Genomic DNA, 13,742 nt, shown 5'->3' on the forward strand with positions numbered 1-13,742 from the left:
CGCGGGCGTGGGGAGTGCCGTCCGCGCGGACCGTGTTCCGCCGCGGGCCCGGCTCCGCGTGGTGCGGGGCCTGGCCCGTAGCGGGCTCGCGGGAGGTCAGCGCGCCGGGGCGGCCGTCCTGGCGGCCGGGTCGGGCCGGGCTCCAGGCGCCGCCTTGGGCATCAGGTGCCGTTCGGCGAGGTGGCCGAAGAGCAGGCCGAAGCCGGTCCACAGGACGAGTTGGATGGTCAGCGCGGTGAGGCGGAACTGCCAGAGCAGCGTGGCCGGGAAGTCCTTGGGCACCTCGTTGATCGCGGGCAGGAGGGCGTACGCGACCCCGATGACGACGGCGAAGGCGACGCCGGCCGTGACGGTCGCGTACCAGTTGCCCAGCCGGGGGGCGAGCCGCCGGCCCAGGATCAGCGCGCCGACGGCGAGCAGCACGCTCAGCGCGATCATGAGGAAGTAGAGCGCGGTGCGTTTGCCGATGGTGTCGGGGTCGCCGACGGACGGCGGGTTGGCCGGGTACTTCAGGAACGGCACCACGTAGACGGTGAGCAACGCGCCGAGGGAGATCAGCACGGCGGTCGCCCGCGGGCCGAACCTGCCGACGCGGCCCAGCGCGACGCAGAAGGCGAGGGCCGCGATGCCGCCGAGCGCGACGCCGAAGATCAGGACGCCGGTGGCGAGCCCGGCCGTGGACTGGAGGGTGCGGCTGACCAGTTCGACGCCGTGTTCGTGGCTGTGCCCGTCCTCGAACGCGATGGCGGAGTCGACCTTGGACTCGCCGAGCAGGTAGGCGACGAGGAGGGCGGGTACGCCGGCGGCGAGGCCGGCGAGCATGCCGCGTACGAGCAGGGCTCGTACGGATATGGAGTTCACGACTGCTTTCCCCTTGTTCTCAGTGTGTGCGGTGAGTCGGTGACCGGTCTCAAGCGACTCAGTGGCAGGGGAAGCCGAGGAGATGGCGGCCGTCGTGCACCCACTCGTGCACGTCGGCGCCGGAGATGAGCGAGGTGGCGCCCTGCTCCGCGCCGACGAAGTACAGGAGGACCAGCATCAGGATGCCGAAGAAGGCGGCCCACGGCGCGATCTTCTTCAGGGAGATGGGGGTGATCGCCGGCGTGGCGGGGGCCTTCGGGGCAGGGGCGGCGGGGTGTGCCATGGCAGAACCTCCTGGGGAACACGCGTCCCGGTCGTTGGTGCCGTGGACGACGGTGCGGGGTCTGACTTCCCTGCCGCCGCCCCGAGTCGGGGCCGTGGCCTGGTACACAGTGGCGCGACCGTGCCGGGTTCTCACCGGACTTCCGTCACACCGTCGTCATGTCCACGCGACCGTACCGCGCCGTGACCTGCGACGCCACGGTGTGTGGCGGCCCGGATGCCGGCTGCGACCCGGTGCCGGCGGCCGTGGCGGCCGTGCTGTGCCGCGTGATGTGCTGGGAGTCCGGAGAGAGGGAGGCGGGATGACGGTGCGGGTGATGCTGGTGTCTCCGGCGGTCAACGCGGACCTGCGGCAGGCGCGGTTCGGCGACGACGCGCCGCTGGACGGCGCCGGGTCGCGGCAGGCGCGCGCCGCGGCGGGCGGGCTGCCGCGCTCCGACCGCCAGGTGCGCGCCGCGACCAGGCGGTGCCGTGAGACGGCCGAGGCGCTGGGGCTGACGGCGGCGGACGAGGCCGCGGCGCTCGGCGATCTCGACGCGGGCCGCTGGCGGGGCCGGTCGCTGGCGGAGGTGGCCGAGGCCGAGCCCGCCGCGGTGGCCGCGTGGCTGGCGGACCCCGAGGCCGCGCCGCACGGCGGCGAGTCGGTGGCCGGGCTGGTCGGACGGGTCGGGGGGTGGCTGGCGGGCTGCGCGGACGGCCGGGTGCTCGCCGTCGCGGAGCCCGCTGCCGTCCGCGCGGCGGTCGTCCACGCGCTCGGCCTGCCCCCGCGGGCTTTCTGGCGGCTGGACGTGCCGCCGCTGGCGCTGACGGAGCTGACCGGCGGCGCGGGGCGGTGGAATCTGCGCTGCGGGCGGCCGCTCGGGGCCGGTTCCCCGTGACCGCTCGATCGGCCCTGGACTTAGTAGGACGTCCAACTATATGTTCGGGGGCAAGCCCGCGGTGCGGGGCAGTCGGCGCGGTCCCGCCCCTGCGACCGGGGAGCGCGCCTTCGCGCGAGCGAACCGCCGGCCCCTGTCCGCCCGCCGTCGCGCGGCGGCACACCCGTCCCCACGCCTCCGCCCCCGCACCCCCCTTGATGAGAACAGGTTCTGCCGTATGAGCTCCTCCCCCGACGACGACGCGGTCCTCTTCCGCAAGGACGGCCGGGCGGGCCGGATCGTCCTCAACCGGCCGCGGGCGCTGAACGCCCTCACCCACTCCATGGTCCGGCGCGTCGACGCCGCGCTCCGCACCTGGGAGCACGACGACGACGTGGCGACCGTGGTCATCACCGGGGCAGGCGAGCGCGGCCTGTGCGCGGGCGGCGACATCCGCTCGATCCACGCGGACGCCGCCGCCTCGGGCGGCGCCTCCACCGGCTTCTGGCGCGACGAGTACCTGCTCAACGCCCGTATCGCCGAGTACCCCAAGCCCTATGTGGCGGTCATGGACGGCATCGTGATGGGCGGCGGCGTCGGCGTCTCCGCGCACGGCGGCGTCCGGATCGTCACGGAGCGGTCGCGGATCGCCATGCCGGAGACCGCCATCGGCTTCGTACCCGATGTGGGCGGCACCCACCTCCTCGCCCGCGCGCCCGGCGAACTCGGCACGCATCTCGCCCTGACCTCCTCCGCGATGGGCGCGGGCGACGCGCTGCTGTGCGGATTCGCCGACCACTTCGTCCCCTCCGACCGCCTCGGGCCGCTGCTGGAGGCGCTGGCCGCCACGGACGCGGACACGGCCGTACGGGCGGAGGCCCGCCCCGCGCCGCCGGGCGTGTTCGAGGAGTGGCGGGAGTGGATCGACCCCTGCTACGCGGCCGGAACGGTCGAGGAGATCGTCGCGCGGCTCTCGGACACCGGGGACCCGGCCGCCAAGGAGGCCGCCGAGCAGATCATGGGGAAGTCGCCGACCGCCCTGAAGGTGACCCTGCGCGCGCTGCGCCGCGCCCGCGCCCTGGGCGCGCTGCGGCCGGTGCTCGACCAGGAGTTCCGCGTCTCGTGCGCGATGCTCGGCGCGCCGGACCTCGTCGAGGGCATCCGCGCCCAGGTGATCGACAAGGACCGGCGGCCGCGCTGGTCGCCGGCGGCGCTGGAGGCGGTCACCGACGAGGACGTGGCCCGGTTCTTCGCGCCGCTCGGCGACGGCGAACTCGGCCTCGGTCCGGCAGCAGACACCACCGTCGAAGGGACGCACAGCCGATGAGCGACTACGAGACCATCCTGCTCGACCGCGAGGGCCGGGTCGGCGTCATCACCCTCAATCGGCCCGAGGCGCTGAACGCCCTCAACCTCCGGCTCATGGAGGAGGTCATCGACGCCGCGACCGCCCTCGACCGCGACCCGGACATCGGGTGCGTCGTGATCACCGGGTCGCGGAAGGCGTTTGCGGCCGGCGCCGACATCAAGGAGATGCGGCCCAACGACTATATGGACGTCTATCTCAGCGACTGGTTCGCCGCCTGGGACCGGCTGGGGCAGCTCCGCAAGCCGACGGTCGCCGCGGTGTCGGGGTACGCGCTGGGCGGCGGCTGCGAGCTGGCGATGCTCTGCGACATCCTGCTGGCCGCCGACACCGCCCGGTTCGGCCAGCCCGAGATCAAGCTGGGCGTCATCCCCGGCATCGGCGGGTCGCAGCGGCTGACCCGCGCCGTCGGGAAGGCCAAGGCGATGGAGCTGTGTCTGACCGGCCGGACGATGGACGCGGACGAGGCCGAACGGGCGGGGCTGGTCTCGCGGGTGGTGCCCGCGGACGATCTGCTCACCGAGGCGCTCGCCACGGCGGCGGCCGTCGCCGAGATGTCCGCGCCCGTCACGATGATGGTCAAGGAGAGCGTGAACCGGGCCTTCGAGACCTCGCTGGCCGAGGGCGTGCGGTTCGAACGCCGCCTGTTCCACGCGACGTTCGCCACCGCGGACCAGAAGGAGGGGATGGCCGCGTTCATGGAGAAGCGCCCGCCGTCCTTCGAGCACCGCTGACACCGGGGCCGAGGATCGAGGTCAGCAGGGGCGCCGCCAGGCGTCCAGCTTCAGCCGCTTCTGCATGGAGCTGAGCCCCAGCCGCTTGGCCTCCGCGCAGAACTCGCCCGGCTCCAGCTTGTATTCGACGTGGAAGACGGCTTTGCCGTGCTCGATGAACGGCCGTAGCTTCTGGCACTCGTCGAACTGCGCGCACTCCTCGTTCACGGCGAAGTCGAAGTCGCCGACCAGCTGGGGGATCTGGTCGAGGTCGTTCTTGAGCCCGACGGAGAGGCCGCGGTCGTGGGCCAGCTCCGCGATCATGCGGTTGTAGGCGAGCTGCTGGGCGGCGGTGACGGTGAACCCGGTGCGGTTGCGGTACGCCTCGGTGAGGTCGGGCTCCACGGCGTCGAACCCCTTCTTCCGGCACATGTCCATCCGGGTGGCCATGACCGGCCGGAGCCGGTCGGGGCGGCGGATGTCCAGCCACCGTTCGCCGCCCCAGCCGTTGTTGGAGCCGAGCAGCTTCTTGGGGAACTCGTCCTGGTCGGGCCGGAAGCTCTCCCAGGCGCCGACGTTGAGGTAGCAGATGACCTTGGCGCCCCGGGCGTGCAGGGCGGCGACGGTCCGCGCGCTGTTCTCGAAGCCGTCGATGTCGTAGACGGGGACGCGCACGGTGGTGTCGACGCGCCCGTCGAGCTGCCACTGCCAGGCGGTGCCGGGCTCGGGCTGCCAGCGGCTCCCGGTGGACGCGGGCCCGTGCGGCTCGGGCAGGCCGGTCCGGGTGCAGCCCGCCATGGCCAGGGCCAGCAGGACGAGCAGCGCCGCGCGGGCGCGTCGTACGGTCACCAGTGTTCCTTTCGCGTGGCGATCGCCGGCGGGGCGGTCTGCCAGGGGTTGGCGCCGGCTCCCGGCACCGCGTAGTGCACGGCCGCGCCGCGCCGTTCGGCGGTCCGGGCCACGTCGTCGGCGCGGCCGTGCGGCACGGCGTAGACGAGGTGGCAGAAGCGCCCCGGCGGGTGGCCGTGCGCCCAGGCGGGCACCTCGGCGCGCTGGTACGTGGCCCAGTCGCCCTCGAAGGTGACGAGCAGGTCGGCGAACTCGGCGTATCCCGGATCGGGGTACGTGCCGGGGTTGAGCACGGTGCGGTGCGCGCCCAGCACCCGGGCGGCGACGGCCAGCCGGCGGTAGCGGGGCACCAGCGCGGCCTGCGCCGCGGCCTGGTCGAGGAAGACGCCGTCGACGCCGTACCACTTGCGGTGGCGGCGGATGTCGGCGACGACGGCGCGCAGCGGGCGGCGGCCGTATCCGGTGTCGACGTAGCCGAGGAGCGGCACGCCCGCGCAGCGCAGCCGGGCGGCGGCGATGGTGAAGGCGGGGTCGGGCCGGGCGCCGGGGCCGTCCGCGGCGTTGAGGATCACGCCGTCGAGCCGGGTGGCGGCCCGGACCAGCGCCGTCCACGCCTGGGGGTCGACGGCCGGGTGGACGTACAGCGGTACGAGCAGCCGTCGGCCCGTATCGCCATCGGGCCCCGTCATCGCGCGGGCTCCGCGCTGCGGGTGTGCGCCGCCCAGAGGTCGGCGAGGGAGTCGTCGAGGGTGTGGAGTGGCGCCCAGTCGAGGGCGGCCCGCGCGGTGGCGATGTCGGCCTGCTGCCAGGGCACGGCGGCCGAGCGGCGCGATCCCTGGCCGCCCTCGTCGATACGGCCGCGGAACCCGGCGGCGCGGGCGAGTCCTTGGGCGAGGTCGCGGGCGGGCCGGGCGGCGCCGCCGCCGATGTTGATGAGGCGGGGCAGCGGTCCGGGCGCGGTGGCGGCGCGTACGACGGCGCGGGCCACGTCGCGGGCGTCGACGAAGTCGCGGCAGGCGGAGAGGTCGCCGACGGCGACCGTGCCGTCGGGTCCGGCGCGGCGCAGTTCGGCGGCGAGTCTGCCGGGCAGGGTGGTTTCGGGGGCGTATGGGCCGATGGGGTTGAAGACCCGCAGCACGACGGCGTCCAGGGGGGATTCGGTGACGGCTAGGGTGCCGGCGAGCTTGGTGGCGCCGTAGAGGCCGAGCGGCCGTGCGGGGTCGGTCTCGGCGGAGGGGCGCGGCCCGTCGGGGGCGCCGTACTCGGCGGCCGAGCCGAGGTGGATCAGGCGGGCGGCGGGGGCGGCCTCCTGGAGCGCCGCGCAGAGGAAGGCGGGGCCGCGGGCGTTGGCGCCGGCGAGGTGGACGGGGCTGCCGCCGGTCGCGCCCGCGCAGTTGACGACGGTGTCGGGCGCGAGGGCGCGCAGGGCGTCGGCGAAGGCGGGTCCGTCGGCGGTGGCGAGGTCCACGGTGAGTCCGTCGTCGGGGGTACGGGCGGGGGTGCGGCCCCCGCCCGTGACCCGCGCGCCCGGCAGGGCGCGGAGCTGCCGGGCGGTGTGTCCGCCCAGAAAGCCGCCGGCGCCCAGGACGAGGATGCGCATGGCGGCTGGTCACGCTCCCTTGATCAGCATGGAACGGCGGCCGGCGAACTCGGCGTTGGCCCGGTCGTAGTCGTCTGGGCGTCCGATGTCGAGCCAGTAGCCGTCGAAGGCGTAGGCGTGCGGCGGGGTGCCGGCGGCCAGCAGGTCGAGGACCAGTTCGTCGAAGCCGAGCGGGAGTCCGGGGGTGTAGCCGGCGAGGGCGTCGCGGGAGATGCCGTAGACGCCCATGGAGACGCGGTAGTCCATGTTGGGCTTCTCGGTGAAGCCGACGACCCGGTCGGACTCGGTGGTGAGCACCCCGAAGTCGATGGCGACCTGACGGGCGTAGGTCGCGATGGTCAGGGGGGCGCCGGAGCCGCGGTGGTCGCGGAGGACGTCGCCGAAGTCGAGGTCGGTGAGGATGTCGCCGTTGAGCGCGAGGAAGTGCTCGGGGAGCCGGTCGAGCATGGTGAGCAGCGGGCCCATGGTGCCGAGCGGGCTGTCCTCGGTGGTGTAGCCGACGCGCAGGCCCCATTGGGCGCCGGTGCCGACGTAGGCGCGGATGATGTGGCCGAGGTGCCCGATGGCGAGGGTGCAGCTGGTGAATCCGGCCGCGGCGAGCTGGCGCATCACGATCTCCAGGATCGCGTGCTGGTCGCCGATGGGGACGAGCGGCTTGGGCAGCGCGGTGGTGTAGGGGCGCAGGCGGACGCCCTTGCCCCCGGCGAGGATCACTGCGTGCATAGGGTCCTTCTCATTCTGAAGTGACTGAACTGACATGGCACTGACTCCTTTTGACATCCCGTCAGACGTTGTAGATGTCGGTCTTGTACCGGGCCAGGTTCGCCGGGTCGCGGAAGAACTCGATGGTGCGGGCGAGGCCCTCTTCGAGGTGGTGGGCGGGGGCCCAGCCGGTGGCCTCGCGCAGCCGCGAGGCGTCGCAGAGCAGCCGCATCACCTCGGAGGCGGCCGGCCGCACCCGGCGGGTGTCCTCGCGGATCTCCAGCTCCGCGTCCATGAGCTTGCCGATGAGCGTCACGAGGTCGCCGATGGAGATCTCCCGGCCGGTCCCGGCGTTGAAGGTGCGTCCGACGACGTGTTCGGCGGGCGCGGTGCCGACGGCCAGGAACGCGGCCACGGTGTCCTTGACGTAGCTGAAGTCGCGGGTGGGGCGCAGGTCGCCGAGGTCGAGCGAGCGCTCCCCGGCCGCGACGCGGGCGATGACGGTGGGGATGACGGCGCGCATGGACTGGCGGGGGCCGTAGGTGTTGAAGGGCCGCAGGGTGACGACGGGCGTCTCGAAGCTGGCGTGGTAGCTGTCGGCGAGCCGGTCGCCGCCGGCCTTCGAAGCGGCGTACGGGGACTGGGTGTTGATGGGGTGGTCCTCGGTGATCGGCACGGTCAGCGCGGTGCCGTAGGTCTCGCTGGTGGAGGTGTGGACAAGGCGGGGCGTGCCCTGGCGGCGCACGGCTTCGAGGACGTTGAGGGTGCCGGTGACGTTGGTCTCCACGTAGCTGTGCGGCGCCTGGTACGAGTACGGGATCGCGATGAGGGCGGCCAGGTGGTAGACCGTGTCGGCGCCGGTGACCAGGCCGGTGACGGAGCCGGGGTCGCGGACGTCGCCGAGCACGACCTCGGTCTGCGCCAGCACCTCCTTCGGCAGCGTCTCCAGCCAGCCGAAGGAGGAGAAGGAGTTGTACTGCACCATGGCGCGCACCCGGCGGCCGGCGGCGACGAGCGCCTCGACCAGGTGGGAGCCGATGAATCCCTCCGCGCCGGTGACGGCGACGGGTGCCTGGGGGGTTGCGGTCATGCGGGTACTCCTCTATTGCGACATACCGCTTTTGCGGCATGTTTCCTCTACGGGCTTGCGTACCGTTCTGCGGTGCTGGTGCCGTACAGCGGTGCTGGTGCCGTTCAGCGGTGCGTCGTGATCCGGCCGAGCTGCGCGGTGGCGACGGCGAAGAGCGCGGCCGCGGCGCCTCCGCACAGGGCGAGTTGGGCGGTGGTCGGCCCGGCCGACCGCAGGGTGAACACGACCGCCTCCCCGGCGGCCGCGCCGATGCACAGCAGCGCGGGGGCCCAGGCGGTGCCGAGCGCCTGGAGCAGCAGCCCCGTCCACAGCACCGCGCCCAGCAGGAGCAGGGCGAGGTCGCGCGGCACGGTCAGCGGCGGGCTGCCGGGCCACAGCGCCGTCGTGGCGAGGGCGAGCACGGCCAGCGCCCCCAGGTAGGTGCTCAGGCACACGGCCAGCACCCGCATGGCGCGCAGCAGCAGCCCGCCCGTGCTCGTACTGTGCGCGAGGGCGCGCAGGGACAGCCCGCGGCAGCGGTAGAGCAGCCATTCGGCGGCCCCCATGCTGAGCGTCAGGGCGATGACGACGGGTCCGGAGGCGGGCGCTCCGTTGCCGTACCAGAGCCGGTCGCCGAGCGCCGCGAAGGTCGTCAGCACCCCGCAGGCCAGGCCGAACAGGCCGTAGGGCACCGACGCCGCCAGCGACGCGGCGGCCGGGGCGGACGGCGGGGCGTCGCGGGTGGCGCGTACGGTCTCGCGGGCCGCGGCCCCGAGCGCGCCGCCCACGGTGGTGAGCAGCAGGGCCGCGCGCACCGCTCCCGGCAGGTCGAAGAGGAGGAGCAGCGCGGCCCCGGCGGCGGTGGGCAGCAGGCAGTACAGCAGCAGCCGTTCGCCGCCGAGGACCAGCAGGACGGTGGCCGCCCCCAGATACAGCGCCTGGCCTGCGGAGAAGGCCGTCACGCCGCCGGGCGCGAGGAAGGCCAGCGCGGAGGCGAAGGCGAGCACCGCGCCGAGCGGCGCGCCCAGCCGCAGGGTCCGGCCGCAGGCCGCGCGGCCGCCGGAGGCCAGCCGCCCGTACGCGCGGTGGGCGAGCCCCTGGTTCCAGGCCCAGGCGACGAGGGCGGAGGCGACGAGCGCCGCGACGCTCGCCGTCTGCCGCTCGCGGGGCGCCGCGAGGAAGCGCTCCGCGAGTCCGTAGCCGAGTCCGGGGAGGGTGAAGACGACCGCGCGCAACAGGGACTGCCAGGGCGCGGCCTGCCAGGGGTCGGGCCGGGGGCCGGGTTCGGGATAGGCGCGGGGGACCTTGGCGAACAGGTCCTCGGCGAGCTCGAAGGCGTCGCGGCGGCCGTAGCGCTCCGCGGCCTGTTCGGCGGTCATGCCGTCGGCTTCGAGCACCGCGGCGATCTCGTCGGGGTGCACGGCGGCGGCGCACACCTCCGCGAGCTCCTCGGCGAGTTCGTCGAGCGGGTCCGCGGCCCAGCCGGGCCGCCGGTGCGGCCGGGCCGGGCCCTCGGCGGCGGCGCGCAGCCGGCGGGTGGTCGCGGGGCCGCCGTCGGGCGGCGGCCCCCAGTGCAGTCGGGGTACGGGTTCGGGGTCGTCGGGAGGCACGAGTCTGAGTAAGCCGCTCATCCGGCACCGCCCGCTGCCATGGCCATGGCGGGGGCTTCCTCGGCCGTGAACTGGCCGGAGGTGTCGATGAGTTCGTGGTAGATGTCGCGGAATGCGGTGATCGTCTGACGGAGTGTGAACTGTTCGATCACCCGTAGCCTGGCCGCCTGGCCCATCTTGGTGCGCTCCTCCTGGTCGCCGAGCAGCCGCAGCGCGGCGCGGGCCATCCGCTCCGGGTCCCGCGGCGGCACGACGAGTCCGCTGTCGCCGACGGCCTCGCGCACTCCCCCGACGTCCGTCGAGACGGTGGCGCGGCCGCAGGACATGGCTTCGATCAGGGTGAAGGGGAAGCCCTCGCTGATGCTGGAGAGCATGACGACGTTCCCGGCGGCGTAGGCGTCCCGGATGTCCTCGACCCGCCCCTCGAAGGTGACCGCGTCGGCCGCGCCCAGTTCCGCGGCGAGCGCTTCGCAGCCCTTGCGGTAGCCCTCCGCGCCGCGCGGCGTGCCGCCGAAGATCCGCAGCCGGGCGGCGGGGATCTCGGTCCGTACGATCGCGAAGGCGCGGATGAGGGTCTCCAGGTCCTTGATGGGGTCGACGCGGCCGGCCCAGCTGAGCGTCGGCTCCTCGGGTTCGGGTCCGGCGAAGGGGAAGGCGGCGGGGTCCACGCCGTTGTAGACGGTGCGGATGCGGTCGGGCGAGGTGCCGCCGTGCTCCTCCCAGCGCCGGTTGTAGCGGTTGCCGGGCGTGACGAGCGCGGCGCACCGGTAGCTCTCCTGGGCGAGCAGCCGGAAGAAGCCGAGCATCAGGGCCCGTACGGGCCAGCGGTAGGGCTCCTTGCGGAAGCCCAGATAGCGTTCGCGCAGGTATATGCCGTGCTCGGTGAGGAGGAACGGCGTGCCGTGCCGGTGGTGGGCGATCAGCCCCGGCAGCGTCGCGAGCCCGCCGCTGACCGCGTGCGCGACCCCGCCGGGTGCGGGGCGCGCGGCCAGCGGGCGCAGCGCGTGTTCGAGCAGGTCGGTCGCGGTCAGCGCGTCGTGCAGGGTGGGCCGGGCGGCCGCGGTGGGCAGCCGGGGGTCGGTCCACAGCCTGGCGAGGGTGCGGGTGGCGGCCTCCGAGCGCAGCGCCGCGGAGAGCGTGCCGCGCTCGGCGTAGTCGGCCAGTCGGTAGAGCTCGTCGGAGAAGTGGTATTCCTGGTCGGGGTCGAGGAGCGCGCACAGGAACTTCTCGTAGCCGTCCAGGAATTGGCGCATGGCGCGGCGGCGCGGGGCGGCGCCGTCCGGCGCCGCCCCCCACAGCGGAAGGCATTCGCATCCCTCGACGTTGGCCGGGAGCTGCCAGGCGAACTTCTCCTGGCCGGTCCCGGTCACCGCGATGATCTTGAAATCGACGTCCGGCATGCCCTGGACGAGCTGGTCGCACCAGACGCTTACGCCGCCGTGGCTGTGCGGATAGGTGCCTTCGGTGAGCAGCGTCACCGAGACGGTGCCGAACCCCGGTCCGGCAGGCGGTTCGTGCATGGAAGTCGCTTCTCCCCGATTTGGTACTTCCCTGGAGACGGTGCGGAACGGCGGTCCTCCTACCGCCGGGTGGTGTCTCCGGGTCCGTAGCCGACCGGGTGGCGCGCTCCGGCCGGGACCGGCAGGCCGGCGGCCGGGCGCTGTACGTGCGCGGCGGGGCCGGCGTGCGCCGCCGGGTGCGGGGTGAGCGCCGCGGGGAGGTCGAGGGCGATGTCGGCCTGCCCCGCCGCGGGCGCGGCCCAGCCGGAGCGCTGCCCCGCGTACGCGTCGCCGAAGGGCGTCTGGGAGCCTCCGCTCTTCTGCACGGTGCCCTCGGGGGCGGTCACCGGCGCCTTGACGCCGGCGGGAGCGCTGACGGTGACGGCCGAGCCGATCCGGTAGGCGGTGACCTGTCCGGCGGCGACGGCCCGCTGCCAGTCGGCCCGTTCGCGCAGCTCAACGCCGGCGTCGCTCATCCGCGGGTTGACCAGCGGAGTGTTGTCGGCGAACAGGGCCTTGTAGTCGCCGAGGATCTTCTCGAGCGCCACGTAGCCGATGCGCTCCTCGGAGAGGTTGGACTGGTGCATGAAGTGCGGGCGCGGGTCGTTGCCCAGCACGTGGCCGAGGGCGATGCGGGCTTCGAGCGGCACGATGTACGAGGTGTAGCCGGTCTCGATGTCCAGCGGCGCGGGCAGGCAGGTGGTGTTGGTGGAGGTCTCGCAGGTGCCGCTGCCGCCGTCGGCCTTCTTGCCGTAGATCCAGTTGTACTCGTCGACCTCTTCGGCGGCCTTGCCCGCGTTGTAGAAGACGTTCATGGGGTAGCGGGGCACGGTGAGCGCCGGGCCGACCGTGCGCTGGCCCTTCTCACGGGAGGTGTCGCTGCCGAGCCAGGTGGCGCCGGTCGTGGTGAGGGCGGGCGCGAGCTCGGGGTTGTCGTCGGGCTGCTGCGGCGTGGTCGAGAGGCCGGAGTGCTCGCCGGTGACCAGCTCGTCCGGCTCTACGGTCAGCCCTTCCTTCCTGGCCCAGTCGAGGTTGTCCTGGATCTGCGAGACGATCTCGGAGCGCGGGGTCCACAGCGGCTTGCCGGCGGCGTCCGTCTTGCACTTCCAGGGCACCACGCTGAGGTCCTGCACACAGCCGAGCCAGGCGTGGCTCAGGGTGTGGTTGATCCAGCGGTACGAGCCCTGGTCGGCCACGAACTTCTCGGCGAGCGGGTCCTTGCCGCCGTGCTCCGCCTTGTACTCGATGCTGCCGCCGCCGTTGTACGCGAAGTCGATCTTGATGCCGTGCTCCTTCGACCACTCCTTCGCGTGCTCCGCGTCGTCGGTGGTCATCCGGATGGGGCTGGTGTCGGGCTCGGTGCCGCCGGGGCAGTCGACGTCGCCGGGCGTGCAGTTGAGGTCGCTGTCCCACCGGTCGTCGGCGGCGAAGAGGTCGTCGACGTGGATGGAGAAGTAGTTGTGGGAGGCGCCCAGGTGGATGCCCTGGGTCAGCCACTCCACGACGCCGCGCGACACGAGCCGCTGCTGGCTCTGGTACTCGTTGTAGACGAAGGTCACCACGAGTTCGCTGCGCCCGTCGTGCGTGTACTGGCCGATCAGGGAGCCGCGGGCGGTGCTGCCGGGAATGGCGGTGTCGAGATAAGTGGTGAAGGTCGCGCCGTCCTGCTGCTTGGCGAGCGGTACGGCCGCATAGCCGTAACTCTCGTCCACGGACGAGTCGTTGTCCTCAAAAGGAACGTTTCCACTGAGGTATTTGAAGGGCCCTGCCGCGCCGGCCGCCGTCACCTGGGCGGTGTGCCCGTCCAGCGGGCCGAGGTATCCGGAGTCCTGCGCGAGATTGAGGCCGACGGCCGGGCGGGCGTAGGTGTAGGCGTCCACCTGCCGTACGCCGAAACGCTTCTCGTACGCGGCCAGCGCGGCCATTTCCTTCGAGTCGGCCCCGAAGGGGTTGTCGTTCGGCAGTACCACGCCCTGGTACTTGGCGCGCGGCCGCCCGTCAACCGTGTCGCTGAGAAACGCCTCGTCGATGCGGGCGCGGCCGCTGTCGGCGAGCTTGACGGTGGTGAACGGCGTGCCGGTGCCGGTGAGTTCGGCGCGTATCGCCGCCGTGGCGGGCTCGCCGTCGTCGACGACCAGGACCCGTAAGTCGACTCTGGGTATGTCGTCCGCGGCGCTCGCTCCGGACGCCGGAAGCGCCATCACGAGCAGTGCGGCCGCGGCGCATGCCGATGCCAGTCGGACCAGTTGCCCCATGGTGTTCTCCCCCCGGGACGGACCGCACGCGCGGCGCCGTCCGGTAAAGGCGCGTGCGCAGCACGAAGAGCGCCGCCCG

The 13,742-nt window shown here is 73.5% G+C and carries 13 protein-coding genes; 3 read left to right on the top strand and 10 right to left on the bottom strand.

Annotation, left to right across the window (positions count from 1 at the left end; genetic code table 11):
• Window positions 1-96 precede the first annotated feature (96 nt).
• A complete protein-coding gene (locus AB0I49_RS10780; RefSeq protein ID WP_363226532.1) occupies window positions 97-861 on the bottom strand; it encodes a CbtA family protein in 765 nt (254 codons plus the stop codon).
• Window positions 862-919: 58 nt separating this feature from the next.
• Complete coding sequence (locus AB0I49_RS10785) at window positions 920-1,144, bottom strand: CbtB domain-containing protein (protein WP_363226533.1); 225 nt, start codon at window positions 1,142-1,144, stop codon at window positions 920-922.
• Between the two features lie 301 nt (window positions 1,145-1,445).
• Between AB0I49_RS10785 and AB0I49_RS10790 the strand changes: the two genes are divergently transcribed.
• From AB0I49_RS10790 to AB0I49_RS10800, 3 genes are all read left to right on the top strand, one after another.
• Window positions 1,446-2,021, top strand: coding sequence for a histidine phosphatase family protein (locus tag AB0I49_RS10790; RefSeq protein ID WP_363226534.1), 576 nt, complete (start codon window positions 1,446-1,448; stop codon window positions 2,019-2,021).
• A 217-nt stretch (window positions 2,022-2,238) separates the two neighbouring features.
• Window positions 2,239-3,327: an enoyl-CoA hydratase/isomerase family protein gene (locus tag AB0I49_RS10795; RefSeq protein ID WP_363226535.1), complete on the top strand. Its 1,089-nt coding sequence runs from the start codon at window positions 2,239-2,241 to the stop codon at window positions 3,325-3,327.
• On the top strand, window positions 3,324-4,100 hold the full coding sequence (locus AB0I49_RS10800) for an enoyl-CoA hydratase (protein ID WP_363226536.1): 777 nt from the start codon (window positions 3,324-3,326) through the stop codon (window positions 4,098-4,100). Before AB0I49_RS10795 ends, AB0I49_RS10800 begins: the two co-directional genes overlap by 4 nt.
• Window positions 4,101-4,121: 21 nt before the next feature.
• On the opposite strand, the gene AB0I49_RS10805 is transcribed toward AB0I49_RS10800, so the two are convergent.
• From AB0I49_RS10805 to AB0I49_RS10840, 8 genes are all read right to left on the bottom strand, one after another.
• Window positions 4,122-4,877: an endo alpha-1,4 polygalactosaminidase gene (locus AB0I49_RS10805; RefSeq protein WP_363226709.1), complete on the bottom strand. Its 756-nt coding sequence runs from the start codon at window positions 4,875-4,877 to the stop codon at window positions 4,122-4,124.
• 47 nt (window positions 4,878-4,924) lie between these two features.
• The gene (locus AB0I49_RS10810; RefSeq protein ID WP_363226537.1) at window positions 4,925-5,617 is read right to left on the bottom strand and encodes a spherulation-specific family 4 protein; all 693 of its coding nucleotides are present in this window, start codon (window positions 5,615-5,617) and stop codon (window positions 4,925-4,927) included.
• Complete coding sequence (locus AB0I49_RS10815) at window positions 5,614-6,528, bottom strand: NAD(P)-dependent oxidoreductase (RefSeq protein WP_363226538.1); 915 nt, start codon at window positions 6,526-6,528, stop codon at window positions 5,614-5,616. Before AB0I49_RS10815 ends, AB0I49_RS10810 begins: the two co-directional genes overlap by 4 nt.
• A 9-nt stretch (window positions 6,529-6,537) precedes the next feature.
• Window positions 6,538-7,251 (bottom strand): nucleotidyltransferase family protein, encoded by a 714-nt coding sequence (locus AB0I49_RS10820; RefSeq protein WP_363226540.1) that lies wholly within the window; start codon window positions 7,249-7,251, stop codon window positions 6,538-6,540.
• 61 nt (window positions 7,252-7,312) lie between these two features.
• Window positions 7,313-8,320 (bottom strand): SDR family NAD(P)-dependent oxidoreductase, encoded by a 1,008-nt coding sequence (locus AB0I49_RS10825; protein WP_363226541.1) that lies wholly within the window; start codon window positions 8,318-8,320, stop codon window positions 7,313-7,315.
• Between the two features lie 104 nt (window positions 8,321-8,424).
• A complete protein-coding gene (locus tag AB0I49_RS10830) occupies window positions 8,425-9,909 on the bottom strand; it encodes a hypothetical protein (RefSeq protein ID WP_363226542.1) in 1,485 nt (494 codons plus the stop codon).
• 17 nt (window positions 9,910-9,926) lie between these two features.
• Window positions 9,927-11,429 (bottom strand): GT4 family glycosyltransferase PelF, encoded by a 1,503-nt coding sequence (pelF, locus tag AB0I49_RS10835; RefSeq protein WP_363226543.1) that lies wholly within the window; start codon window positions 11,427-11,429, stop codon window positions 9,927-9,929.
• A gap of 59 nt (window positions 11,430-11,488) precedes the next feature.
• Window positions 11,489-13,663, bottom strand: coding sequence for a hypothetical protein (locus tag AB0I49_RS10840; protein ID WP_363226544.1), 2,175 nt, complete (start codon window positions 13,661-13,663; stop codon window positions 11,489-11,491).
• Between the last annotated feature and the right edge of the window lie 79 nt (window positions 13,664-13,742).

Origin of the sequence: Streptomyces sp. NPDC050617 (assembly GCF_040654795.1) — a bacterium.
Taxonomy (GTDB): Bacteria; Actinomycetota; Actinomycetes; order Streptomycetales; family Streptomycetaceae; genus Streptomyces.

What these genes read in the sequence shown, in the direction of transcription:
- AB0I49_RS10785 (WP_363226533.1), bottom strand. Translation starts at nt 1,144, where the DNA reads ATGGCACACCCCGCCGCCCCTGCCCCGAAGGCCCCCGCCACGCCGGCG.
- AB0I49_RS10790 (WP_363226534.1), top strand. Translation starts at nt 1,446, where the DNA reads ATGACGGTGCGGGTGATGCTGGTGTCTCCGGCGGTCAACGCGGACCTG.
- AB0I49_RS10795 (WP_363226535.1), top strand. Translation starts at nt 2,239, where the DNA reads ATGAGCTCCTCCCCCGACGACGACGCGGTCCTCTTCCGCAAGGACGGC.
- AB0I49_RS10800 (WP_363226536.1), top strand. Translation starts at nt 3,324, where the DNA reads ATGAGCGACTACGAGACCATCCTGCTCGACCGCGAGGGCCGGGTCGGC.
- AB0I49_RS10805 (WP_363226709.1), bottom strand. Translation starts at nt 4,877, where the DNA reads ATGGCGGGCTGCACCCGGACCGGCCTGCCCGAGCCGCACGGGCCCGCG.
- AB0I49_RS10810 (WP_363226537.1), bottom strand. Translation starts at nt 5,617, where the DNA reads ATGACGGGGCCCGATGGCGATACGGGCCGACGGCTGCTCGTACCGCTG.
- AB0I49_RS10815 (WP_363226538.1), bottom strand. Translation starts at nt 6,528, where the DNA reads ATGCGCATCCTCGTCCTGGGCGCCGGCGGCTTTCTGGGCGGACACACC.
- AB0I49_RS10820 (WP_363226540.1), bottom strand. Translation starts at nt 7,251, where the DNA reads ATGCACGCAGTGATCCTCGCCGGGGGCAAGGGCGTCCGCCTGCGCCCC.
- AB0I49_RS10825 (WP_363226541.1), bottom strand. Translation starts at nt 8,320, where the DNA reads ATGACCGCAACCCCCCAGGCACCCGTCGCCGTCACCGGCGCGGAGGGA.
- pelF (WP_363226543.1), bottom strand. Translation starts at nt 11,429, where the DNA reads ATGCACGAACCGCCTGCCGGACCGGGGTTCGGCACCGTCTCGGTGACG.
- AB0I49_RS10840 (WP_363226544.1), bottom strand. Translation starts at nt 13,663, where the DNA reads ATGGGGCAACTGGTCCGACTGGCATCGGCATGCGCCGCGGCCGCACTG.